This window comes from Xylophilus sp. PBN-3R, assembly GCF_057747805.1.
Genome location: NZ_CM173225.1, coordinates 2391824 through 2414814, shown reverse-complemented (window position 1 = coordinate 2414814; position 22991 = coordinate 2391824). Strand labels below are relative to the sequence as shown.

Annotated in this window: 18 protein-coding genes; 13 read left to right on the top strand and 5 right to left on the bottom strand. The window is 65.1% G+C overall.

Annotation, left to right across the window (positions count from 1 at the left end; translation table 11 throughout):
* Positions 1 to 21: 21 nt before the first annotated feature.
* Positions 22 to 852: a type I methionyl aminopeptidase gene (gene map / locus AC3ANW_RS11555; RefSeq protein ID WP_488345310.1), complete on the bottom strand. Its 831-nt coding sequence runs from the start codon at positions 850 to 852 to the stop codon at positions 22 to 24.
* A 156-nt stretch (positions 853 to 1008) separates the two neighbouring features.
* Between map and purL the strand changes: the two genes are divergently transcribed.
* Positions 1009 to 5019 (top strand): phosphoribosylformylglycinamidine synthase, encoded by a 4011-nt coding sequence (gene purL / locus AC3ANW_RS11550; protein ID WP_488345309.1) that lies wholly within the window; start codon positions 1009 to 1011, stop codon positions 5017 to 5019.
* 17 nt (positions 5020 to 5036) lie between these two features.
* On the opposite strand, the gene AC3ANW_RS11545 is transcribed toward purL, so the two are convergent.
* Positions 5037 to 7478, bottom strand: a complete 2442-nt coding sequence (locus AC3ANW_RS11545; protein ID WP_488345308.1) for a hypothetical protein — start codon at positions 7476 to 7478, stop codon at positions 5037 to 5039.
* A 103-nt stretch (positions 7479 to 7581) separates the two neighbouring features.
* On the bottom strand, positions 7582 to 8583 hold the full coding sequence (locus tag AC3ANW_RS11540; RefSeq protein ID WP_488345307.1) for a Bug family tripartite tricarboxylate transporter substrate binding protein: 1002 nt from the start codon (positions 8581 to 8583) through the stop codon (positions 7582 to 7584).
* A gap of 147 nt (positions 8584 to 8730) precedes the next feature.
* Here AC3ANW_RS11540 and AC3ANW_RS11535 point away from each other — a divergent pair, with 147 nt between their 5' ends.
* Genes AC3ANW_RS11535 through AC3ANW_RS11525 form a run of 3 tightly spaced genes read left to right on the top strand, consistent with a single transcriptional unit; the run spans position 8731 to position 11636 of the window.
* Entirely contained in the window at positions 8731 to 9606 is an 876-nt protein-coding gene (locus AC3ANW_RS11535; protein WP_488345306.1) for an HpcH/HpaI aldolase/citrate lyase family protein, read from the top strand.
* Between the two features lie 21 nt (positions 9607 to 9627).
* A complete protein-coding gene (locus AC3ANW_RS11530; protein ID WP_488345305.1) occupies positions 9628 to 10791 on the top strand; it encodes a CaiB/BaiF CoA transferase family protein in 1164 nt (387 codons plus the stop codon).
* Positions 10788 to 11636: an amidohydrolase family protein gene (locus AC3ANW_RS11525; protein ID WP_488345304.1), complete on the top strand. Its 849-nt coding sequence runs from the start codon at positions 10788 to 10790 to the stop codon at positions 11634 to 11636. Before AC3ANW_RS11530 ends, AC3ANW_RS11525 begins: the two co-directional genes overlap by 4 nt.
* Here AC3ANW_RS11525 and AC3ANW_RS11520 read toward each other — a convergent pair.
* The gene (locus tag AC3ANW_RS11520; protein ID WP_488345303.1) at positions 11624 to 12529 is read right to left on the bottom strand and encodes a LysR family transcriptional regulator; all 906 of its coding nucleotides are present in this window, start codon (positions 12527 to 12529) and stop codon (positions 11624 to 11626) included. The two genes, AC3ANW_RS11525 and AC3ANW_RS11520, sit on opposite strands and share 13 nt — an antisense overlap.
* A 20-nt stretch (positions 12530 to 12549) precedes the next feature.
* Between AC3ANW_RS11520 and AC3ANW_RS11515 the strand changes: the two genes are divergently transcribed.
* Together AC3ANW_RS11515 and AC3ANW_RS11510 are read left to right on the top strand one after the other, a co-directional pair.
* Entirely contained in the window at positions 12550 to 13548 is a 999-nt protein-coding gene (locus AC3ANW_RS11515) for a Bug family tripartite tricarboxylate transporter substrate binding protein (RefSeq protein ID WP_488345302.1), read from the top strand.
* A gap of 114 nt (positions 13549 to 13662) precedes the next feature.
* The gene (locus AC3ANW_RS11510) at positions 13663 to 14496 is read left to right on the top strand and encodes an IclR family transcriptional regulator (protein ID WP_488345301.1); all 834 of its coding nucleotides are present in this window, start codon (positions 13663 to 13665) and stop codon (positions 14494 to 14496) included.
* Between the two features lie 65 nt (positions 14497 to 14561).
* Here the strand turns inward: AC3ANW_RS11510 and AC3ANW_RS11505 are convergent, their stop codons facing one another.
* The gene (locus AC3ANW_RS11505; RefSeq protein WP_488345411.1) at positions 14562 to 15854 is read right to left on the bottom strand and encodes an MFS transporter; all 1293 of its coding nucleotides are present in this window, start codon (positions 15852 to 15854) and stop codon (positions 14562 to 14564) included.
* A gap of 218 nt (positions 15855 to 16072) precedes the next feature.
* Here AC3ANW_RS11505 and cyoA point away from each other — a divergent pair, with 218 nt between their 5' ends.
* The 7 genes from cyoA (at position 16073) to AC3ANW_RS11470 (ending at position 22990) form a co-directional block, all read left to right on the top strand.
* Complete coding sequence (cyoA, locus tag AC3ANW_RS11500; RefSeq protein WP_488345300.1) at positions 16073 to 17137, top strand: ubiquinol oxidase subunit II; 1065 nt, start codon at positions 16073 to 16075, stop codon at positions 17135 to 17137.
* A 62-nt stretch (positions 17138 to 17199) separates the two neighbouring features.
* On the top strand, positions 17200 to 19203 hold the full coding sequence (cyoB, locus tag AC3ANW_RS11495; protein WP_488345299.1) for a cytochrome o ubiquinol oxidase subunit I: 2004 nt from the start codon (positions 17200 to 17202) through the stop codon (positions 19201 to 19203).
* Positions 19196 to 19852, top strand: coding sequence for a cytochrome o ubiquinol oxidase subunit III (cyoC, locus tag AC3ANW_RS11490; protein WP_488345298.1), 657 nt, complete (start codon positions 19196 to 19198; stop codon positions 19850 to 19852). The genes cyoB and cyoC overlap by 8 nt, the downstream gene beginning before the upstream one ends.
* A 56-nt stretch (positions 19853 to 19908) precedes the next feature.
* Complete coding sequence (cyoD, locus tag AC3ANW_RS11485; protein ID WP_488345410.1) at positions 19909 to 20316, top strand: cytochrome o ubiquinol oxidase subunit IV; 408 nt, start codon at positions 19909 to 19911, stop codon at positions 20314 to 20316.
* A complete protein-coding gene (locus AC3ANW_RS11480) occupies positions 20316 to 21080 on the top strand; it encodes an SURF1 family protein (protein WP_488345297.1) in 765 nt (254 codons plus the stop codon). The genes cyoD and AC3ANW_RS11480 overlap by 1 nt, the downstream gene beginning before the upstream one ends.
* Positions 21081 to 21090: 10 nt before the next feature.
* The gene (locus tag AC3ANW_RS11475) at positions 21091 to 22428 is read left to right on the top strand and encodes an ATP-binding protein (protein WP_488345296.1); all 1338 of its coding nucleotides are present in this window, start codon (positions 21091 to 21093) and stop codon (positions 22426 to 22428) included.
* A gap of 10 nt (positions 22429 to 22438) precedes the next feature.
* A complete protein-coding gene (locus AC3ANW_RS11470; RefSeq protein WP_488345409.1) occupies positions 22439 to 22990 on the top strand; it encodes a response regulator transcription factor in 552 nt (183 codons plus the stop codon).
* The last annotated feature ends 1 nt before the right edge of the window (position 22991 follow it).

Here is a 22991-nt window from a genome sequence, read left to right as displayed (position 1 = left end):
GCGGCGGTGCTTTGGAAAGGATCAGGCGGCGGCGGCGACCGGAGCGGCAGTCACGAAGTCTGGCGGTGCGAGGCTGCCCGCCGACAGGGTGAGGACTTCGTAGCCGGTTTCTGTCACCAGCACGGTGTGTTCCCACTGGGCTGTCAGGCTGCGGTCCCTGGTGACGATGGTCCAGCCGTCGTTGCCCGACTCCTTGATGTCGCGCTTGCCGGCGTTGATCATCGGTTCGATGGTGAAGATCATGCCGGGCTTGAGTTCCTCGAGCGTGCCCGGGCGCCCGTAGTGCAGCACCTGGGGTTCTTCGTGGAACTTCTGGCCGATGCCGTGGCCGCAGAATTCGCGCACCACGGTGTAGCCCTTGCCCTCGGCGAACTTCTGGATGGCGTTGCCGATGTCGCCCAGCCGTGCGCCGGGTTTCACTTGCAGGATGCCGAGCCACATGGCTTCGTAGGTGGTCTGCACCAGGCGTTTTGCGGCATTGGTGCATTCGCCCAGCAGGTACATCCGGCTGTTGTCGCCGTACCAGCCGTCCTTGGTGATGACGGTGACATCCACGTTCATGATGTCTCCCTTCTTCAGCGGCTTCTCATTGGGAATGCCGTGGCAAACCACGTTGTTGAGGGAGGTGCAGAGGTGGGCCGGGTAGGGCGGATAACCGGGGGGCGCATAGCCGATGGTGGCCGACACGGTGCCTTGCACGTCACGCATGTATTCGGCGGCCAGCCGGTCGATTTCCTTGGTCGTCACGCCGACCTGGATGTGCGGCGTGAGGTAGTCCAGCACTTCCGACGCCAGGCGGCAGGCGTAGCGCATGGCCTCGATCTGTTCGGGACTCTTGATGTTGATGCTCATGGACAGAATTATCCCATCGTGCTTGCGGGCCGCCAGCCACGCGGGCGGTGGGCGCACCGCGGCTATGGGTAAAATCGCCGGCTTTCGGGCCCGCCCCCAGTCAGCGGACGGGCCGGCCGCCAACGCGATCCTCACGCGCACACCAAGCGACACACAGTGACTCAGCACATCAGCTTCTTCGAAGGCGGCAACGCCGTCAGCGACTTCCGCGCCCGCCAACTGCTGCCGCAACTCCAGGCCGTGCATCCACGCATCACCGCGATCGCCGCACGTTTCGTGCACCTGGTGGCGTCCGATGCGGCGCCCGATGCCGCCCAGCAGCAACAACTGGCCGCGCTGCTGACCTACGGCGAGCCTTACGCAGGCCCTGACGACGGCGCGCTGGTAGTCGTCACCCCACGTTTCGGCACCGTGTCGCCCTGGGCTTCCAAGGCCACCGACATCGCCCACAACTGCGGCCTGGCCGTGCGCCGGGTCGAACGGATCGTCGAATACCGCATCGCCCTGAAGGCGCCGCTGCTGGGTAGCGCCTCGCTGGACGCCGCACAGTTGCAGGCCGTGGCCGCCTTGCTGCACGACCGCATGACCGAATCGGTGGTGCCGACCCGCGCCGCCGCACAGGCGCTGTTCACCGAGATCGAAGCCGCCGCCATGGAGCAGGTCGATGTGCTGGCCGGCGGACGCGCCGCGCTGGTGGCCGCCAACAGGCAGTTCGGGCTGGCGCTCGCCGAAGACGAAATCGACTACCTGGTCGATGCCTTCACCAAACTCGGCCGCAATCCGACCGACGTCGAGCTGATGATGTTCGCGCAAGCCAACAGCGAACACTGCCGCCACAAGATCTTCAACGCCGAATTCACTATCGACGGCGTGGCCCAGGCGAACAGCCTGTTCGGCATGATCCGCAACACCCACAAGCTGGCGCCGCAGCATACGGTGATCGCCTATTCGGATAACGCCTCGGTGATGGAAGGCCAGGAACGCGAACTGTTCGTGGCTTCGGGTCAGTCGAACGACAGGTCTCCGGCATATGAACGCCGCACCTCGCTTCAGCACGTGCTGATGAAGGTCGAGACACATAACCATCCGACCGCCATCTCACCTTTCCCGGGCGCATCGACCGGCGCGGGCGGCGAGATCCGCGACGAAGGCGCCACCGGCCGCGGCAGCAAACCCAAGGCCGGCCTGACCGGCTTCACCGTGTCCAGGCTCTGGCCCGAAGAAGGCGCCTACGGCAAACCCGAACACATCGCCAGCCCGCTGCAGATCATGACCGAGGGCCCATTGGGCGGTGCCGCTTTCAACAACGAGTTCGGTCGTCCCAACCTGCTGGGTTATTTCCGTGAATACGAGCAGACCATCACCAGCGACGCCGACAGCATCCGCCGCGGTTATCACAAGCCGATCATGATCGCGGGCGGCCTCGGAAGCATCGACGCATCGCAGACCAAGAAGATCGAATTCCCGGCCGGTTCTCTACTGATCCAGCTGGGCGGCCCGGGCATGCGGATCGGCATGGGCGGAAGCGCGGCCAGCTCGATGGCGACCGGCGCCAACGCCGCCGAGCTCGACTTCGATTCGGTGCAGCGCGGCAACCCCGAAATCGAACGCCGGGCCCAGGAGGTCATCAACCACTGCTGGATGCTGGGCGAAAAGAACCCGATCCTGGCGATCCACGACGTCGGCGCCGGCGGCCTGTCGAACGCCTTTCCCGAACTGACCAACGACGCCGGCCGTGGTGCTCGTTTCGGCCTGCGCGACGTGCCGCTGGAAGAATCCGGCCTGGCTCCGAAAGAGATCTGGTGCAACGAAAGCCAGGAGCGTTACGTGATGGCCATCGCGCCGGAATCGCTGGAAACCTTCAAGGCCTTCTGCGAACGCGAGCGTTGCCCGTTCTCGGTCGTCGGCGTGGCCACCGAAGAGCGCCAGCTGGTGCTCGCCGATGCGCAAGACGCAGCAAAACCACCGGTCGACATGCCGATGAACGTGCTGCTGGGCAAGCCGCCCAAGATGCACCGTGACGTCAGGACACAACCCCGCCAGTTCAAGCCGCTGGAACTCACCGGCGTCGACCTGCAGCAGACCGCCATCGCGGTGCTGTCGCACCCGACCGTCGCGTCGAAACGTTTCCTGATCACCATCGGCGACCGCACGGTCGGTGGTCTGACCCACCGCGACCAGATGGTCGGCCCGTGGCAGGTGCCGGTGGCCGATTGCGCCGTCACGCTGGCCGACTACGCCGGTTTCGCGGGCGAGGCGATGAGCATGGGCGAACGCACGCCCCTGGCCGCGCTGGATGCCCCTGCGTCGGGCCGCATGGCGGTGGCCGAGGCCATCACCAACCTGCTGGCTGCGCCCATCGAGCTGCCGCGCGTCAAGCTGTCCGCCAACTGGATGGCGGCTTGCGGCGAACCCGGCGAAGACGCAGCGCTATATGCCACCGTGCAGGCCGTCGGCATGGAACTCTGCCCGGCACTGGGCATTTCGATCCCGGTCGGCAAGGATTCGCTGTCGATGCGCACGCAATGGAAGGATGAATCCGGCGAAGCCAAGAAAGTCAGTTCGCCGGTCAGCCTGATCGTCACCGCCTTCGCCACCCTGGCCGATGTGCGCAATACCCTCACACCGCAACTGGACGCCACTACCGAAGACACCACGCTGGTGCTGATCGACCTGGGCCGCGGCAAACACCGCATGGCGGGTTCGATCCTGGCGCAGGTGCTGGAACAGAGCGGCGACCAGGTGCCCGACCTGGACGACGCACAGGACCTGGTGCGCCTGGTCGATGCGGTCAATACGTTGCGTGCGCAGGGCCGCATCCTGGCGTATCACGACCGCAGCGACGGCGGCCTGTTCGCGGCCGCTGCCGAAATGGCCTTCGCCGGCCATGTCGGCGTGTCGCTCAATGTCGACATGCTGGTCACCGAAGGCGATGGCATTTCCGACAGCCGCGCCGAATACGGCGACGCCAAGAACTGGTCGCAGCAGGTTTCGGCCCGCCGCGAGGAACTCACGCTCAAGGCGCTGTTCAACGAAGAACTGGGCGTGCTGCTGCAGGTGCGCACCTCCGAGCGCAACGAGGTCATGCAGACCCTGCGCAGCTTCGGTTTGTCCAAGCACAGCCACTTCGTCGGCAAGACCCGCCCCGCCAGCTCTTCCATCGAAGCAGGCAAGGGCAAGCTGGAAATCTGGCGCGACACCAGGTCGGTGTTCAGTGCCAGCCTGTTCGACCTGCAGCAGGTGTGGGACAGCGTCAGCTGGCAGATCAACCGCGAGCGCGACAACCCGGTCTGCGCAGACAGCGAGCACGCTGCCGCTGGCGTGGCCGAAGACACAGGCCTTCACTGGTCGGTGCCTGCCGATGCGTCGGTGATGCCGCAAGCTCCGGCAGTGGTCGGCCTGGCGCGTCCGCGTGTCGCCATCCTGCGCGAGCAGGGCGTCAATTCGCATGTCGAAATGGCCTATGCCTTCGACACCGCCGGCTTCGAATCGGTCGACGTCCACATGACCGACCTTCAGACCGGCCGTGCAAAGCTCGAAGACTTCAAGGGCGTCGTGGCCTGCGGTGGTTTCAGCTATGGCGACACGCTGGGCGCCGGCATCGGCTGGGCCCGCAGCATCACCTTCCACGCCGAACTGGCGGCGCAGTTCGCAGCCTTCTTCGGCCGTGCCGACACTTTCGGCCTGGGCATCTGCAACGGTTGCCAGATGTTTGCCGAACTGGCCGACATCATTCCGGGCGCATCTGCCTGGCCGCGGTTCACCACCAACCAGAGCGAGCGTTTCGAGGCCCGCCTGGCGATGGTCGAAGTGCTGAAGTCGCCCAGCATCTTCCTGCAGGGCATGGAAGGCTGGCGCCTGCCGATCGCGGTGGCGCACGGCGAGGGTTATGCCAACTTCGCGCACCGTGGCGATGCGGCCCAGGCCATCGGCGCCATGCGTTATGTGGACCACACCGGCCAGCCGACCGAGCAGTACCCGTTCAACCCGAACGGCAGCGCCGGCGGCCTGACCGGCGTGACGACGCCGGATGGCCGCTTCACCGCGCTGATGCCGCATCCGGAACGTGTGACGCGCAACATCCAGATGAGCTGGACTGGTGGCGACGTGTCGCAGTCCAGCCCCTGGATGCACCTGTTCCACAACGCCCGTCGCTGGGTCGGCTGACCGCGGTCGTCGAGGTATCAGTAGCTGCGCTCGGGCATGTGCCAGCCGTCCAGCGCCGCCTGCATCGTCGCCACCACCGCCTCATAGTCCTGTCCGGTTGTGCCTTCCAGGGCGTTGGCGTACATGACACCGAAACCCGGTACACGTTCGGTCAGCGCCCCGACGATGGCTTCACGGCTCGCATTGTTGAATTCGCAGACCTTCGAGATGTCGATGTCACCGGCCCCGGAAATGCAGCGCTGGTCCTTGAGTTTGTCCAGAAATTCGCACAGGGACGCCGTCGCCGTGCCGGCGGAAATGGTTCCGTCCAGGCGCCAGAAATACCGCAGCAGCTGATGGAGCTCCGGTGTCGGCAGCGAGCCACCGCCGTATGCTGCGAAAGCGGTAGACACCGCGTCGGCAATACTGACCGGCGCCTGGGCGAGATGTGTGGAAATGGCGCTGCAGAGTTTTCGGATCGCCGCCGCCATCGTCACGCCGGCAAGCGAGCCGTTGGGTTGGTGCAGCAGTTCGCCGTACCTGGATTCCATCTGGGTCCGGGTGGTGACACTGCCGTACAGCTGAAGCTGGCGGAGGTCGCGGCCCAGTTTCCCGAGCAATTCGTCGCTCAGGCCATGTCGGGTGATCAGCGATTCGAGCATCTGCGCCGCAGAAGCCAATCCCAGCCGACAGGGGTGATCGGCAGGCTTTCTGGCGGCCTTGGCGATCTCCTGTTCCAGCACTGCATCGAGTGATTTTTCATGCGCCTGCCGCACCCGCAGATGGGTGTTCGCGCTGTCGTTCCAGTGAGGCCGCAACTGGCGGGCGGTTGCCTGCAATGCGGTCGATTGCGCTTCGCTGTATCCGTGGGCGACCATGCGTTGCGCGAACTGTTCGGTCAGTTGCTGGGCACTCGCGGCGCTGATTTCAGGATGCTTGAAGAACACGGTGTTCAGGCGCGCGGCGCGGCTGGAATCGGACGCTGCCACACCCAGCGCACGGTAGAGGTCGAGCATGAAGGCGCGCGACAGCGGGTCGGAACCGGACACCACCTGCTGCATGACATCGGTCAGTGCCGTCAGCGCCTGGTCGAAGGCTTCACGTTGCACCGGGTCGGCGACGCCTTGCTGCAACTCGGCGCTCATCGCCGGCGCCGCCAGGTGATTGTTCTTGATTCGTTCGATCCACGGCGGACCGCTCAGGGCGATGGCGCGTTCGATCAGTTGGGCCAGCCGACGCGGACCGGGCCGGGGGGCCGATGCCAGCAGCTGGTGGAGCTGCGTTGCCGCGGGTCCGCCGTGGCCGGCTAGCGGAGCGGGCGGCACCTCGGTGCCGATCAGGCTCAACGATGGCGGCCGTGCGGGCAGGTAGTGCATCAGCGCTGCGCACAGCGCGTCCGGAAGGGCTGGGTGGCCGGTGAGCGTATGTTTGACGATACGTCCCTCACGCAGGCATTTCTCGTCCTGGTATGCGTACCAGCCCAGAGGGGATACCAGGCCCATCAACAGTGCTGGCGGCGGCGGAGCGTTGTTGCCGGTAGGGTTCTCGTACCACATCAGCAGTTGCTCCAACGTTCGCGAGACGTCCTCGGGAGACTCGGTGCGCACTCCGAAAACCGACTCCAGCGTGTCGACGATTTCTCCCTTCTGCTGCACGCCCATGTCCCGGCGATAGGCGTCGGCCAGTTGGGCCAGGGCCTGTTGCACCGGTTCGGCGAGGTGACCGGCACCGGCAGGCGTGCGGGTGGGGTGCAGCTGGCGGTAGATGTCCTGGCAGTCGGCGGAGCTCTTCAGGAATTCATGCCGCCGGGCCTGGGTAGCGGCATATTGGGCATCGCCCGAGTTGGCGAACGACTGCTTCAAGGGCGCGAAGGCAGATGAATGTTGCGCGAGGACCGCCGCGTCGTAGCGACTGCCTGCGCCCGCCTTGCGCAAAACCAGGAGTGTCATGACAGGCGCCAGGAAGGCGCTGCATCCGCTGACGTTTCCCTGATCGATCATCGCCAGTACGTTCATCAGGTTGAAGGGAGGATTGCGGCCGTCCAGCAAGGCTGGATCGGGGTTGGGGGATGCCGCGAAGGCACTCATCGCGTCGATGGTTCTCTGCTGCTCGCGGGGGGCGCCGTCCGCTCCGCGCATGCGGTCGATCTCTGCGCGCTTGATGCCGAAAAACGCCATCAGCTCGTTGCGCGCATCGATGGCACCGAAGTCGGAATTCAGGACCGCGGCGTCCGACAGCATCTGGATGGCTGCCCAGGCCGGCGCCATTTCGGGCATGTCGGCCTTCCAGTTCATGGCGGATGCGTTGGCATAGCCGTAGGTGGCGGGCTGGCCGTCGGTGACGTCTTCCGGCGGCATGCCCTGACGCGAGGCCGCAGCCTGGTGGGTCGTCGTCGCCGTGTAGGTGACCTGGTGATCCGGAACGGCGGCGCCCTTGGTCTCCGGCGTGAACGGGTTCTTGAAATAAGCGGGAAACGACATGACGGCCTTCGGTCTGAAAAGCCGCATGCTGGGTCGGACCGGCCGCCGTCGCCACTGCCGTCCCGCAGATCCGTGCGGTTCGGCGTAGCGCTGCGGCTTGTCATCAATCTGCCTGGATGTCGGCTTTCTTGGCAACCGCCTTCCAGCGCGTGATCTCGTTCGACAGGTAGCTGCCGAACTCGGCCGGTTTCATGACCAGCGGCTCGGCGCCTTCCTTCAGGAAGAAGGCCTTCATGTCTTCCGACTGGATGATTTTGTTGATCTCGGCATTCAGCTTGTCGATCACCGGCTGCGGCGTGGCGGCCGGCGCCAGCACACCCCACCACAGGTCGACCGCGCTACCCTTGTAGCCGGACTGTTCCAGCGAGGGCAGGTCGGGCGCGACCGGCGAACGCTGCGCCGTGGTGACCGCCAGGGCGCGCACCTTGCCCGCCTTGACCTGCGACAGGATGGACGGCGCGCTGGCCACCAGCATGTCGATCTGGCCTCCCAGCAGGTCGGTGACGGCCGGGCCCATGCCCTTGTAGGGCACGTGGGTCAGCCTGGTGTCCGAAGCGTCCGCGAAGATTTCGGTCGCGAACTGGTTGATGCTGCCGGCGCCCGAGCTGCCGTAGTTCAGCTTGCTCGGGTTGGCCTTGGCGGCGGCCACCAGGTCCTGGATGGACTTGTAAGGCGTGTCCTTGTTGACCGTGACCAGCAGCGGACCGCGGGCCAGCATGGCCACCGGCTTGAAGTCCTTGATAGCGTCGTACTGCAGGTTGTTTCGGATGGCCGCGCCGGTGGTGAAGGTCGATGAAACCACCACCAGCTGATAGCCGTCGGCCGGTGCGCGGGCCACGATGTTGTTGGCGATGATGCCGCCGCCGGACGGGCGGTTGTCCACCAGGAAAGGCTGGCCCAGCGCGTCCTGCAGCCGTTTGCCGATGGCGCGGGCGAATACGTCGTTCGAGCCGCCTGCGGCGCTGCCGACGATCAGCGTGACCGGCCGGTTGGGGTAGGAGGCGCCCTGGGCAAATGCCGGGGGCAGGGCGGCTGCACCCAATGCGGCGCAGATCAGTGCGCGGCGAGAGGCAAGACGGAATTTGGGCAGGCGGTTTTCGGGCATGGCGCTGTTGTCTCCTTGTTGGATGCCGATAGTAGGCAGGCTGCTGCCGAGAATCGATGATGTTTCAGCAATCGAAAGGCAAGGTTTTCTTTTGCTCGGCTGGCGGTCGGCAGTGGACACTGGCGCCCATCGAAGGAGACATGTCCCATGCGAAGCAAACTTTTCGTGCCCGGTTCGCGCCCGGAACTGTTCGACAAGGCACTGGCCGGCGAGGCCGATGCGCTGTCGTTCGACCTGGAAGACGCGGTGGCCGAGCCCCGCAAGGCCGAGGCGCGCCAGCTGCTGGGTGACTTCCTGGCCCGGGCTTCAGACCCGGCGATCAAACGCGGCAAGGTGCTGATAGTGCGGGTGAATCCGCTCGACACCCCGCACTTCGTCCCTGACCTGGCGGCGGTGGTGCGGCCGGGACTGGACCTGCTGAACCTGCCCAAACCCGAGACAAGCGACGACGTGCTGGCGGCCGTGGCCGCACTCGAAAAGGCCGAGCGGGACAACGCCATCACACAGCCGGTCGGCCTGCTGCTCAACATCGAAACCCCGCGTGCGCTGCGCAACGCCGCGGCCCTGGCCGGCGCACACCCGCGGGTGGCCGGCCTGCAGATGGGACTGGGCGATCTGTTCGAGCCGCTGGGCATCGCCCGCCGCGACCCCGACACGGTGCGCCAGGTGATGTTCGCCATCCGCATGGCGGCCGGCGAGGCCGGTGTGTTCGCCTACGACGGCGCATTCGCCGATGTGCGCGATACCGATGGCTACACCGCCGAAGCCGGCATGGCACGCCGCCTCGGTTTCCTGGGCAAGAGTTGCATCCATCCCAGCCAGATCGCGCTGGCCAATGCCGCGTTCAGGCCGAGCGACGAGGAGATCGCGCATGCTCTGAAGGTGGTCGATGCCGCCAGGGCCGCCGAGTCGAACGCGATCGGAGCCTGGGTGGTGGACGGCCGGATGATCGACGCGCCGTTCCTGAAACGCGCACGCGCCATCGTCGATACGGCGGTGAAGCTGGGCCTGGCGAGCGCCTGAACTCCTCAATCCGACACTCTCATGCAAGAAACCATTCCAAATCCCGCAAAAGGCCCGCTCGCCGGTGTCCGGGTGCTCGACCTCAGCGCCTACATCGCCGGTCCGTACGGCTGTGCATTGCTGGCCGACCAGGGGGCGGACGTCATCAAGATCGAACCGCCGGTCGGCGACAACCTGCGCAAATATCCATCCACGCTGGCCGACGAAAGCCGCGCCTTCATCGGTGTCAACCGCAGCAAGCGCGGCCTGGTGCTCGACCTGAAGAAACCGGAAGACCTGCAGGTGCTGAAGGACCTGGTGCGCAAGGCCGACGTGCTGGTGCACAACTTCCGCCCCAGCGTGCCGCCACGGCTGGGCATCGACTACGAGAGCCTTTCCGCGGTCAATCCGCGGCTCATCTACTGCGCCGTCACGGGTTACGGCGATACCGGCCCGCTGCGCGAAAAGGCCGGCTACGACCAGGTGCTGCAGACGATGACCGGCATGTGCGCCATGCAGGCGCCGGCCGGCAAGGCGCCGCAGATCCTCTATGGCTCGGTGGTCGACTATTACGCTGCGTCGATGGTGGCGGCCGGCGTGTCGTCTGCCCTGTACGAGCGCGAGAAGAGCGGGCGCGGCCAGCAGGTTGGCGTTTCGCTGCTGCGCTCGGCCCTGGCGATGCAGTCGGCGCGCCTGGTGTGGGCCGAAAACGAGCCGCGCGAGGTGGGCCGCGACATGCGTTCCGGCGGCATCACCGGCATCCATCCGACGCGCGAAGGGCACCTGTACATCTCGGCCAACACCGCGCATTTCTGGCGCGCCCTTTGCGAGAAGACCGGCCTGGACGAACTGCTGGCCACCGACCGCTACGACTCGGTGCGCAAGCGTGCTGAACACAGGGACGAAATCGTGCCGCGCCTGCATGCCGCGCTGGCGCAGAGGTCGGCCCTCGAATGGGAAACCCTGTTCGGCGAAGAGGTGCCCTGCGCCGCGGCCCGCACGGTCGAAGACATGTTCGATTTCGAACAGAACCAGGCCGAAGACCTGATCACGACCTTCGAACATCCGGTTCTGGGCAGCTACCGCGGTTTTACGCGGGCCATCGCCTTCGACCGCACGCCCGGGCCGCTGCCGTTCGCCGCGCCGACCATGGACCAGCACGGTGCCGAGCTGCGGGCCGAGGCCGCCAAAGGGCAGGCCGAATGACCAACGTCCCGCATTCCGCCGGCACGGAAAAGCCGCGCTTCTGCACGCCCGCCGATGCCTGCGATGCACACATCCACATCTACGACCACCGTTTTGCCAACATCGGCGACCCGTCGCGGGCTCTGGCCGACGCCAGCGCCGCGGACTACCGGAAGCTGCAGCAACGGCTGGGCACACGTCGCACGGTAGTGGTCACGCCCACCGTCTACGGTACCGACAACGCGGTGACGCTGGACGCCATCGAACAGCTGGGCAGGGACCACACCCGCGGCGTCGCGGTGCTGCACCCGGATGTTTCCGACGCCACGCTGCGTGAACTGGACGAGGGTGGCATACGGGGCATTCGTTTCACCCTGTTCGACCCTCAGACTTCGGTCACCAGCTTCGACATGGTCGAGCCGCTGGCCCGCCGCATCGCGCCGCTCGGCTGGCATGTGCAGTTGCACTGGCGTGCCGACCAGATCGTGGAACAAACAGCCCTCATCGAACGGCTGCCCTGCACCGTTGTGTTTGACCACATGGCGCGGCTGCCGCATCCGGAAGGCGCTGCGCATGCGGCCTTCGGCATCGTGGCCGGAATGTTGGATGCCGGGCGGGCGTGGGTGAAGTTGTCCGGCACCTATCTCGATCCGGGCCGGCCGGACAGCCGGGGGGATGTGGTGCGGGCCTGGGCGAAACGCGCGCCGCAGCGCCTGTTGTGGGGCAGCGACTGGCCCCATCCCACCGAAAAGACAGTCAAGCCGGATGACGCCGCCATGCTCGACGAATGGGCCGAACGTATCGGCGACGGCGCATTGTGCCGCCGCATCCTGGTCGACAACGCTGCCGCGCTTTACGGTTTCTGAGGCGTGATCGCGTCCTCGCCGTACCGCTTTTGCGCCGCCCCTTGAAACGCTTCCAGAACCACCTGCATCAGCCGGCTGTCGGCATCGGCCGGCCGGCAGACCATGGCCAGTTGCCGCTGCGGTGCGCCGCGTCCCAGCGGCACCTGCAGCATCGGATAGGCGACCAGCAGTTCGCTGCGCAGCGTCGGCACCACCGAAACCCCCAGGCCGGCCGAAACCATGGCCGCGATGGCCTCGGTGCCCGGCAGGTCGAAGGCCCAGCGCAGGCGTGGCGCGATGCGCTGCACATATTGCGCGGCGATGCGGCCGCCGGTGGTGGCCGGGTCCATGCGGATCCAGTCATAACGGCGCAGCAACTCGGCCGGTGGCGCCAGGCGCGCGGTGGGCGGCGCGATCATCACCATCACCTCGCGCGCCAGCGGAAACCAGCTCAGCCGGCTGGACCCGCCGGACTGCGGCTGCACCAGCACTGCGGCGTCCACGCGGCCGGCCTTCACATCGTCGATCAGGGGCGAAGACAGACCCTTGGAGATGGCGATCTCCAGGCCGGGCGCCCGCTCGCGCAGCTTTTGCAGTACGCCGGGCAGCATGGCCACCTGAACCGATTCGACAGTCGCCAGCCGGATGCGGCCAGTGACGGCCACACCCTTGCGGCTGCGCAGGGCTTCCAGCGTGTCGACGGTCTGATTGAGTGTGTCGGCGATCTCCAGGGCAAAAGGCGTCGGCCTGACCTGGCGCGCCGAACGGTCGAACAGCGGCTGGCCGAAATAGTCTTCCAGCTGCCGCATCTGCAGGCTGACGGCGCTGGCGGTCAAGCTGACCTCCTTGGCCGCGGCCACGAAGGAGCCGTGCCGCAGGACGGCGGAAAGCGTCTGGAGAAATTGAAGTTTCATCAACAGAAGGAGATAAGAATATGGACCGACCTTACCAATCCCGCCTTGGCGGACGCCGCCGGCTGCTGGCCGTGGCGGTGTCGGGCGCATGCCTGGCGCTGGCCTCGTTCGGCGTTTCGGCGCAGGCCTATCCGAACAAGCCCATCCGCATCGTGGTGCCCTATGCGGCCGGCGGCGGTGCCGATGCCAATGCCCGCCTGCTGGCGCAGCCGCTGTCGCAGCTGCTGGGCCAGCCGATCATCGTGGAGAACCGCCCCGGCGCCAGCGGCGTGCTGGCTGCGCAGGCGGTTATCCAGTCTCCTGCGGACGGCTATACCTTCCTGTTCGACGCATTCCCGTATGCCGTCAACGCGGTGCTGCGCAAGCTGCCTTTCGACCCGGTGAAGGACCTGGTGCCGGTTTCGCAGGCCATCAACATGCCCAACATCCTGGTGGTTCCGGAGGCGGCTCCGTACAAGTCCCTGAAGGAGCTGGTCGACTATGCCCGCGCCCATCCCGGCCAGTTGAACTATGCGTCCTACGGCGCCGGTGGGGCGGCCCACCTTGCTGCCGAAATGCTCAAGCGCGACGCGAAGATCGAATGGGTGCACGTGCCCTACAAGGGCGGCGCGCCGGCCATTACCGACCTGCTCGCGGGCCAGGTCTCGGCGTACTTCGCCAACCCGGTATCGGGCCTGTCGTACGTCAAGGCCGGCAAGCTGCGCGCCCTGGCCACCACCGGCACCACCCGCATGTCTGCACTGCCCGATGTGCCGACGGTCAAGGAGAGCGGGTACAAGGAATTCGAACTTCAGGAATGGAACGGATTCTTCGCACCCGCCGGCACACCCCAGCCGGTGATCGACAAGGTTTCTGCCGCGGTGCGGGACGCCCTGAAGCAGCCGGAGACCCGCAAGCGCCTGCTGGAACTGGGTATCGAGCCGGTCGGCAACTCACCGGCCGAGTTCAAGTCTTTCCTGACCTCGCAGATCGGCAAGTGGGCCGCGCTGGTGAAGGCCAACAACATCACGGTCGACTGAGGCCGGCTCCCGGACGAATCGGCGTACGGTGGAGATGCATCCGAATGGACCATTTCTGACGGACTGACGAAGTGAGAGGATGGTTGTTACTTTTTCTAGCACTGTTCTCGCACCATGTCAGACAACGCACGTTTAGCGGTCGTCCACCGGAAGGATGTCACCTCCATCGGCTCGCCCACCCAGAGCCTGGACCGGGCCCTTGACCTCCTGGACGCAGTCGTCGGCCATGCGGTGTCCGGCATTGCGCTGGGCGCGCTGTCGGCTACCGTCGGCCTGAGCAAACCTACGGCCCACCGCCTGCTCGGCGGGCTGCGCACCTCCGGCCTGATCGACTACGACAACGTGCACAGGCTGTTCTACCCGGCCTTCAAGCTTTACAGCATGGGCCAGGCGGCGTCCGTGCGTTTCGATGTGATTCCCGCGGCCACCGCCAGCCTTGAACGGCTGGCCGAAGAGACCGGCGACACCGTGTTCCTGACGGCGCGCAGCGGCGACTTCGCCGTTTGCGTGGGGCGGCGCGAAGGGGCTTTCCCGATCAAGACGCTCACCCTGAACGTGGGGGACGTGCGGCCGCTTGGCCTGGGCGCGAATGGCCTGGTCCTGCTGGCGGCGATGCGTGACGACGATGTCGAACGCAACCTCGTGCGGCACGAAGAGGCGCTCAAGCGGTGGCCGCGTTTCGACAGCGTGTCGATCAGGAACTGGATCGCCACCACCCGTGAAAACGGCTACGGATTCAGCGAAGGACTGGTGCTGCCTGAAATGTCGGCGCTGGCCGTCGGAATCAGGGGCGGCCAGGGCGGGGTCGATGCGGTCATCTCGGTGGCGGCCATCAACTCGCGGATGCAGCAACCGCGGCGCTCTTCGCTGGCGGATCTGCTGAGGCGGGAAGTCGGTGCCATCGAGGCACTGATGGACGATCGTTCGCTGGCCAGACGCCAGGATTGACCGGCCAGAAAAAATCCGGGGCCCTCTTGCGAGAGCCCCGGATTACCGGGCCGGGACCTGGACGCTCAGTCCCTGATTTCAAGCCGGCGGTTCAGCGCCAGCACTGCCAGGGTGGCGAGGGCGCCGGACAGCAGATAAACCGTGGTGAACACCAGGCCGAAGTGAGCCGACAGACCGAGAGCGATCAACGGTGCGAAAGCGGCACCGATCAACCAGGCCAGGTCGGAAGTCAGCGCGGCACCGGTGTAGCGGTATTGGGCCGCGAAATTGGCGGTCACCGCGCCGGCTGCCTGGCCATACGAGAGGCCGAGCAGCACAAAACCGACCAGGATGAAGGCGTCCTGCGCGATGCGCCCGCCGCCCAGGCCCATCGGCGTGAAGAAGCTGAAGATCGCGATGGCGACTGCCAGCGCACCCAGCGTGTTGCGGCGGCCGAAACGGTCGGCGATCATGCCCGAAGCGATGACGCTCGGAATCGCAAGCATGGCGCCGACGATCTGGATGGACAGCACCTCGTTCACGGTCTGGTCCGAATACAGCGTGATCCACGACAGCGGGAACACGGTGATCAGGTGGAACAGCGCATAACTGGCCAGTGCGGCAAAGGCGCCTATGAAAACGTTGTAGCCCTGGGTGCGGAACATCTCGCCGGCCTTGGTGGGTTCGAGTTCACGTTCTTCCAGCAGCTTGGTGTATTCCTCGGTCACCACCAGGCGCAGGCGGGCGAACAGCGCAACCACGTTGATGGCGAAAGCCACATAAAACGGGTAACGCCATCCCCATTCGAAGAAATCCTTCGGACCCAGGTTGGCGTGCAGGAAGACGAACAGGGCGGCCGCAATCAAGAAGCCGATGGGCGCTCCCAGCTGGCCGAGCATTGCGTACCAGCCGCGTTTTTCCTTGGGTGCGTTCAAGGCCAGCAGGGAGGGCAGGCCGTCCCACGCGCCGCCGAGGGCGATACCCTGCACGAAACGGAACACCGCCAGCAGCACGATCGAAGTAAAGCCCAGACTGGTGTAACCAGGCAAAAATGCCATGCCCGCCGTCGAGATGCCCAGCAAGAACAGGGCCACGGTCAGTTTGGTGCCGCGGCCGAAACGTTTCTGCAGCGCCATGAAACCCAGGGTGCCGAAAGGGCGCGCAATGAAGGCAAAAGAAAAGATGACAAAAGCCCACAAGGTGCCTTCGAGCCGCGCCTCGAAAGGAAAGAACACCACCGGGAACACCAGCACCGAGGCGATGGCATAGACGAAGAAGTCGAAATATTCGGATGTGCGTCCTATCACCACGCCGATGGCGATCTCGCCTGGTGCGATGCCGTCGTGGTCGTCATGGCGGTTCTGGAGGTCGCGCTCCATCTGTGTGGACGATGGTTCATGGTGGGCCCCTGCGGGCATCGTGATGGTGGACATCGCGCTCCTCTTTTCGAAGTTTTAATACAGGCTATACCTCCCGGAGCATGCGGTTCAGGAGGGCAAACCCGGTATAGGACAAAACGTCCAATAGCCGTCAGATAACATTCCGTTGTAAATTCCCGGTGTTTTCCCTAGCAAAGCCTCTTTTCCCCTAGTCCGGCATGCCATTCCTCAAAAAACTCAGTGCACTGATCCTGGTGTCGGCCGTCGCCTTGCTGGCCGGCTGCAACGCCGTGGTCATGAAGCCCTCCGGCGATATCGCGATGCAACAGCGCGACCTGATCCTCATCTCCACCGGACTGATGCTGCTCATCATCATCCCGGTGATCGTGTTGACCCTGGTTTTCGCGTACCGCTACCGCCACACCAACAAGGACGCGCAATACGAGCCGGACTGGGACCATTCGACCGGCCTCGAGCTGATCATCTGGTCGGCTCCCCTGGCGATCATCATCGCGCTGGGCGCCATCACGTGGATCAGCACCCACACGCTGGACCCGTATCGCCCGCTCGACCGCATCGATGCCGGCCGCGGCGTGCCCACCGGCACCAAGCCGCTGGAAGTCGATGTCGTGGCACTGGACTGGAAATGGCTGTTCATCTATCCGGAACAAGGCATCGCCACCGTCAATGAACTGGCAGCGCCGGTCGATCGCCCGATCACCTTCCGCATCAGCGCATCGAACGTCATGAACTCGTTCTTCGTTCCCGCGCTGGCCGGCCAGATCTACGCCATGCCGGGCATGGAAACCAAGCTGCACGCCGTGATCAACGCGCCCGGCGAGTTCGAAGGTTTCTCCGCCAACTACAGCGGCGCGGGTTTCTCCCACATGCGCTTCAAGTTCCACGGCCTCAGCACGGCGGACTTCGACAAATGGGTGGCGACCGCCAAGACTTCGAAGGAATCGCTGGACCGCCCCGGCTATCTCGAACTCGAACGTCCCAGCGAACGTGACCCGGTGCGCCACTACGCCTCCGTGGCGCCCGACCTGTTCGACGCGATCGTCAACCGCTGCGTCGAAGCCAACCGCATGTGCATGAAAGACATGATGGCCATCGACGCCAACGGCGGCCTGAGCCTGCCGGGTGCTTCCAATCTGGCCGGTTCGGTGGCGATGCCGCCGCTGGTCAGCGGGGTGATGGGCAAACCTGCCCGCACCTATGTCGCCTCGATGTGCACCGCAGCCGACCCGGCTGGCGCCGCACTGGCCCCCCAGCCGCTGTAAGCCGAGCCCAGCGCCGACCGCAGTTTTTTCCTGTTTCTCGCGAAGCCGCATCCGGACCCACGATGTTCGAACACCTAGACATAACGAAGCTCATCTTCGGCCGCCTCTCCTGGGAGGCGATTCCTTTCCATGAACCGATCCTGCTGATCACGTTCATCGGCGTGATGCTCGGCGGCCTTGCGCTGCTGGCCGCGCTGACGTACTTCAAGGTCTGGGGCTACCTGTGGCGCGAGTGGTTCACCAGCATCGACCACAAGAAGATCGGGATCATGTACATGATCCTCGGCATCATCATGCTGCTGCGCGGCTTCGCCGACGCGCTGATGATGCGGGCCCAGCAGGCGCTGTCGTTCGGTGATGCCAACGGTTTCCTGCCGCCGCACCATTACGACCAGGTGTTCACCGCCCACGGCGTGATCATGATTTTCTTCGTGGCCATGCCCTTCGTGACCGGCCTGATGAACTTCGTGGTGCCGATGCAGATCGGCGCCCGCGACGTGGCCTTCCCGTTCCTGAACAACTTCAGCTTCTGGATGACGGTCAGCGGCGCGGTGCTGGTGATGGCTTCGCTGTTCGTCGGCGAATTCGCCCGTACCGGCTGGCTGGCCTATCCGCCGCTGTCCGGCATCGCCTACAGCCCCGACGTGGGAGTCGACTACTACATCTGGTCATTGCAGATAGCGGGTATCGGGACATTGCTGTCCGGCGTCAACCTGCTCGTGACCATCGTCAAGATGCGCGCTCCCGGCATGACCCTCATGAAGATGCCCATCTTCACCTGGACCGCCGTCTGCACCAACGTGCTGATCGTGTTCGCCTTCCCGGTGCTGACCGCCGTGCTGGCGCTGCTGTCGCTGGACCGTTACGTCGGCACCAACTTCTTTTCGAACGACCTCGGCGGCAACGCCATGATGTACGTCAACCTGATCTGGATCTGGGGCCACCCCGAGGTGTACATCCTGGTGCTGCCGGTGTTCGGCGTGTTCTCCGAGATCGTCGCCACCTTCAGCAGCAAGCGCATCTTCGGCTATGCCTCGATGGTGTACGCCACCGTCGTGATCACCATCCTGTCGTACCTGGTGTGGCTGCATCACTTCTTCACCATGGGCAGCGGTGCGAGCGTCAACTCGTTCTTCGGCATCACCACGATGATCATCTCGATCCCGACCGGGGCAAAGATCTTCAACTGGCTGTTCACCATGTACCGCGGTCGCATCCGCTTCGAGCTGCCCATGCTGTGGACGGTCGGCTTCATGGTCACGTTCACCATCGGCGGCATGACCGGCGTGCTGCTGGCCGTTCCCCCGGCCGACTTCGTGCTGCACAACAGCCTGTTCCTGATCGCCCACTTCCACAACGTGATCATCGGCGGCGTGGTGTTCGGCGTCTTCGCCGGCATCAATTACTGGTTCCCCAAGGCGACCGGCTACAAACTCAACGAGTTCTGGGGCAAGGTTTCCTTCTGGCTGTGGTTCGTCGGCTTCTACTTCGCCTTCATGCCGCTGTACGTTCTCGGCCTGATGGGCGTGACCCGCCGCATGAGCCACTTCGAAGATCCGTCGCTGCGTATCTGGTTCGTGCTGGCCGCCTTCGGTGCGGTGCTGATCGCCGGTGGCATCGGCGCCATGCTGCTGCAGTTCGTCATGACCTACAAGGACCGCGCCAAGCTGCGTGACACCACCGGCGACCCCTGGGGCGGCCGCACGCTGGAATGGTCGACCGCATCGCCTCCGCCTGCCTATAACTTCGCCTTCACCCCGGTGGTGCACGACAACGACGCCTGGTGGGACATGAAGAAGCGTGGCTACGTCCGTCCGCTGGAAGGTTTCATCGCCATCCACATGCCCAAGAACACCTGGGCCGGCATCACGCTGGCCGGCATGTCCACGGTGTTCGGTTTCGCCGCCATCTGGCACATGTGGCTGCTGGCAATCGTCGCCTTCGTGGCGGTGATCGTCACGGTCATCGTGCATACCTTCAACTACAAGCGCGACTACCACATCTCTGCGGACGACGTCGTCCGCGTGGAAGCCGAACGTACCCGACTGCTGGCTGCCCATGTCTGAGATCACTGCAAACCACGGCGCTCACGGCGCCCATATCGGCCCGTCGGATTCGGGCGCCAAGCCCGTCTTCTATCTGAAGGAAGAGCAGCACGTCGAGAATGGCACGCTGCTGGGCTTCTGGCTCTACCTGATGAGCGATTGCCTCATCTTCGCCTGCCTGTTCGCGGTGTACGGTGTGCTGGGCCGCAGCTACGCGGCAGGCCCTTCCGGTGCGGACCTGTTCGAACTGCCGCTGGTGGCGTTCAACACGGCGATGCTGCTGTTCTCATCGATCACCTACGGTTTCGCCGTGCTGCAGATGCAGCAGAAGAAGATTCGGGGAACCATCCTCTGGCTGGGCATCACGGGCCTGTTCGGCCTGGCCTTCCTGGGCACCGAACTGTATGAGTTCGCTCACCTGATCCACGAAGGCGCCGGCCCGCAACGCAGTGCTTTCCTGTCGGCCTTCTTCGGCCTGGTCGGAACCCACGGCCTGCACGTCACCTTCGGCCTGGTCTGGCTGGTGGTGCTGATGTTCCAGGTCGGCAAACACGGCCTGACCCGCGAGAACAAGCGCCGCGTGATGTGCCTGTCGATGTTCTGGCACTTTCTGGACGTCGTCTGGATCGGCGTCTTCACCTTTGTCTACCTGATGGGATCGCTGGCATGAGCGCCTACACGGAAAACCATTTCGCCCACGGGCAGCACGTCCGCCCCGCGGACAGCATGATCGACGAACACGGCCACGCGCTGTACGGCGACCATGGCGGCCACGACGACCACGGCCACGACGGTGGCGGCCACGCCGAAAGCACCTTCAAGGGTTATGCCATCGGTTTCATCCTGTCGGTGATCCTGACCGCCATTCCGTTCTGGCTGGTGATGACCAAGTTCTTCGACGATTCGCACACCACGTCCATCGTGCTGCTGGGTTTTGCCGCGGTGCAGATCGTCGTTCACATGGTGTATTTCCTGCACATGAACGCCCGCTCGGAAGGCGGCTGGAACATGCTGGCGCTGATCTTCACCATCGTGGTGGTCGCGATCACGCTGAGCGGTTCGTTGTGGGTCATGTTCCACATGAACGCCAACATGATGCCGGTCAGTGCCCACGACATGAAGAACATGCCCTGATGGCCATTGAGTCGAATCCGCGGAGCGTGCGCGCTCCGCGCTCCAACCTCGTCACCGCCTCGCTGGCGGTGTTTTTTTTAGCGGCTTTCGTGGCGTTCATCCTGCTGGGCAGTTGGCAGGTGCAGCGCCGCACCTGGAAGCTGGCGCTGATCGAGCGGGTCGAAGAGCGGGTGCATGCGCCCGCCACGCCGGCCCCCGGGCCAGACAGCTGGTTTTCTGTCACCGCGGCCGCCGACGAATACCGCCATGTCAGCCTTTCCGGCGAGTTTCTGCACGACAAGGAAACCCTGGTGCAGGCCGTCACCGAAAAGGGTTCGGGTTTCTGGGTGATGACACCGCTGCGCCTGGCAGACGGCAACAGCGTGCTGGTCAACCGTGGTTTCGTGCCAGCCGAGAACCGGCTGTTGACCGCCCATGGCGGTGCCGTGCCACAAGGCCTGGTCAGCGTGACCGGCCTGCTGCGCCTGAGCGAGCCCGGCGGCGGCTTTCTGCGTAGCAACGATCCCGCCGGCGACCGCTGGTTCTCGCGGGACGTCGCGGCCATTGCCGCAGCGCGCAATGAATTGCGTGTCGCCCCGTATTTCATCGACGCCGACGCCGGTGCCTGGGCGGTGCCGACCGCGCCCATCGGCGGGCTGACCGTGGTCTCTTTCCACAACAGCCATCTGGTCTATGCGCTCACGTGGTTCGGCATGGCGCTGTTGACCTTGATCGGCGCCGGCATCTGGCTGCGCGAGGAAAAGCGGGCACGCCGCACGCGTTGAAAACCGGCCGATGACATCACCGACCAGCCCCGTCCTGCACCCCGCACCCGCTGCGGGGCTGGACAGCCTCGAAGAGGCGACCGGGCTGGCCAACATGCATCAGCTGATCCAGTTGCGCTGGATCGCGGTGTTCGGCCAAGTGATCACCATCGGGGCCGCGCACCTGTTGTACGGCATCCGGTTGCCGCTGGCGCACATGGCGGCGGTGGTGGCTTTTCTGGTGGTGTTCAATCTGGCCAGCCACTGGCGATGGCGTTCGCGCGGCGAGGTCACCAACGACGAACTGTTTCTGGCCCTGCTGGTGGATGTCGGCATGCTCACCGTGCAGCTCTACCTGAGCGGCGGCGCGACCAACCCCTTCACCTTTCTGTACCTGCTGCAGGTCACGCTCGCGGCGGTGTTGCTCAAGCCGTGGTCGGTGTGGACCATGGTCGTCGTCACGATGGTCTGTGTCGGCGGGCTGGCCCTGTTCGGCCGGCCGCTGGCCTTGCCGCCGGACCACGACCGCGGCCTGTACAGCCCCTACATCCAGGGCATGCTGGTGTGTTTTGTCCTGAATGCCGGGCTCCTGGTGATCTTCATCAGCCGCATCGGTCGCAACCTGCGCGATCGCGATTCGCATCTGGCCGGCCTGCGCGACCGCGCCATCGAGCAGGAACACGTGGTGCGGATCGGCCTGCTGGCCAGCGGCGCGGCGCACGAACTCGGCACGCCGCTGGCCACTCTAGCGGTGATCCTCGGTGACTGGCGCCGCATGCCGGCTTTCAAGGACGACCCCGAACTGCTCCAGGAGGTCGGCGAAATGCAGGTGCAGGTGCAGCGCTGCAAAACCATCCTCAGCGGCATATTGCTGGCGGCCGGCGAGGCGCGTGGCGAGTCGTCGCAGCAAACCACCATCAACACCTTCATCGACGACCTGGTGGCAGAGTGGCGCGACACCCGCGCGGTCACCGGTTTCGATTACGACAACCGGCTCGACCACGACCTGCCCATGGTGTCCGACACCGCCTTCAAGCAGATGGTCTGCAACGTACTCGACAATGCCCTGGAGGCATCGCCTGGCCGGGTTGCACTCGAGGCGGTGCTGGATGCCGGGAGCCTCAAGCTCACCGTGACCGACGCCGGGCCCGGCTTCCAGCCCAGGGTGCTGGCGCAACTCGGCAAGCCGTACAACACCACCAAGGGCCGATCCGGCGGAGGGCTGGGCCTTTTTCTGGCGGTCAGCGTGGCGCGCACCCTTGGCGGCCATGTCATGGCGGGCAACCAGCCACAGGGCGGCGCCGTGGTGGTCATCACGCTGCCGCTGGCGGCGATCACCCTGAAGGAGGGCGAAGGACGTGTCGGCTGAAAATATCGCGATGGAAATCGAAGACGACGAGGACGACCGCCAGCTGCTGATCGTCGAGGACGACGCCGCCTTTGCGCGCACCCTGGGGCGTTCGTTCGAGCGGCGCGGCTACAAGGTGCTGCATGCCGCCAGCCTGGAAGAAACCATCGCCCTGCTGGCCGGACATTCGCCCGGTTATGCGGTGGTCGATCTCAAGCTGAACGGCGATGCATCGGGCCTGGCCTGCGTGCAGGCGCTGCATGCGCACGACGACGAGATGCTCATCGTCGTCCTGACCGGTTTCGCCAGCATCGGGACGGCCGTGGAGGCCATCAAGCTGGGTGCCTGCCATTACCTGGCCAAGCCGTCGAACACCGACGACATCGAGGCCGCGTTCGGCCGGGCCGAGGGCAATGCCGAGGTGGAGGTGAGCAACCGCTCGACCTCCATCAAGACCCTGGAATGGGAACGTATCCACCAGACCCTGGCCGAGACCGGCTTCAACATCTCCGAGACCGCCCGCCGGCTGGGCATGCACCGGCGGACATTGGCGCGCAAGCTGGGCAAGCCCCAGGTGAAGTAGG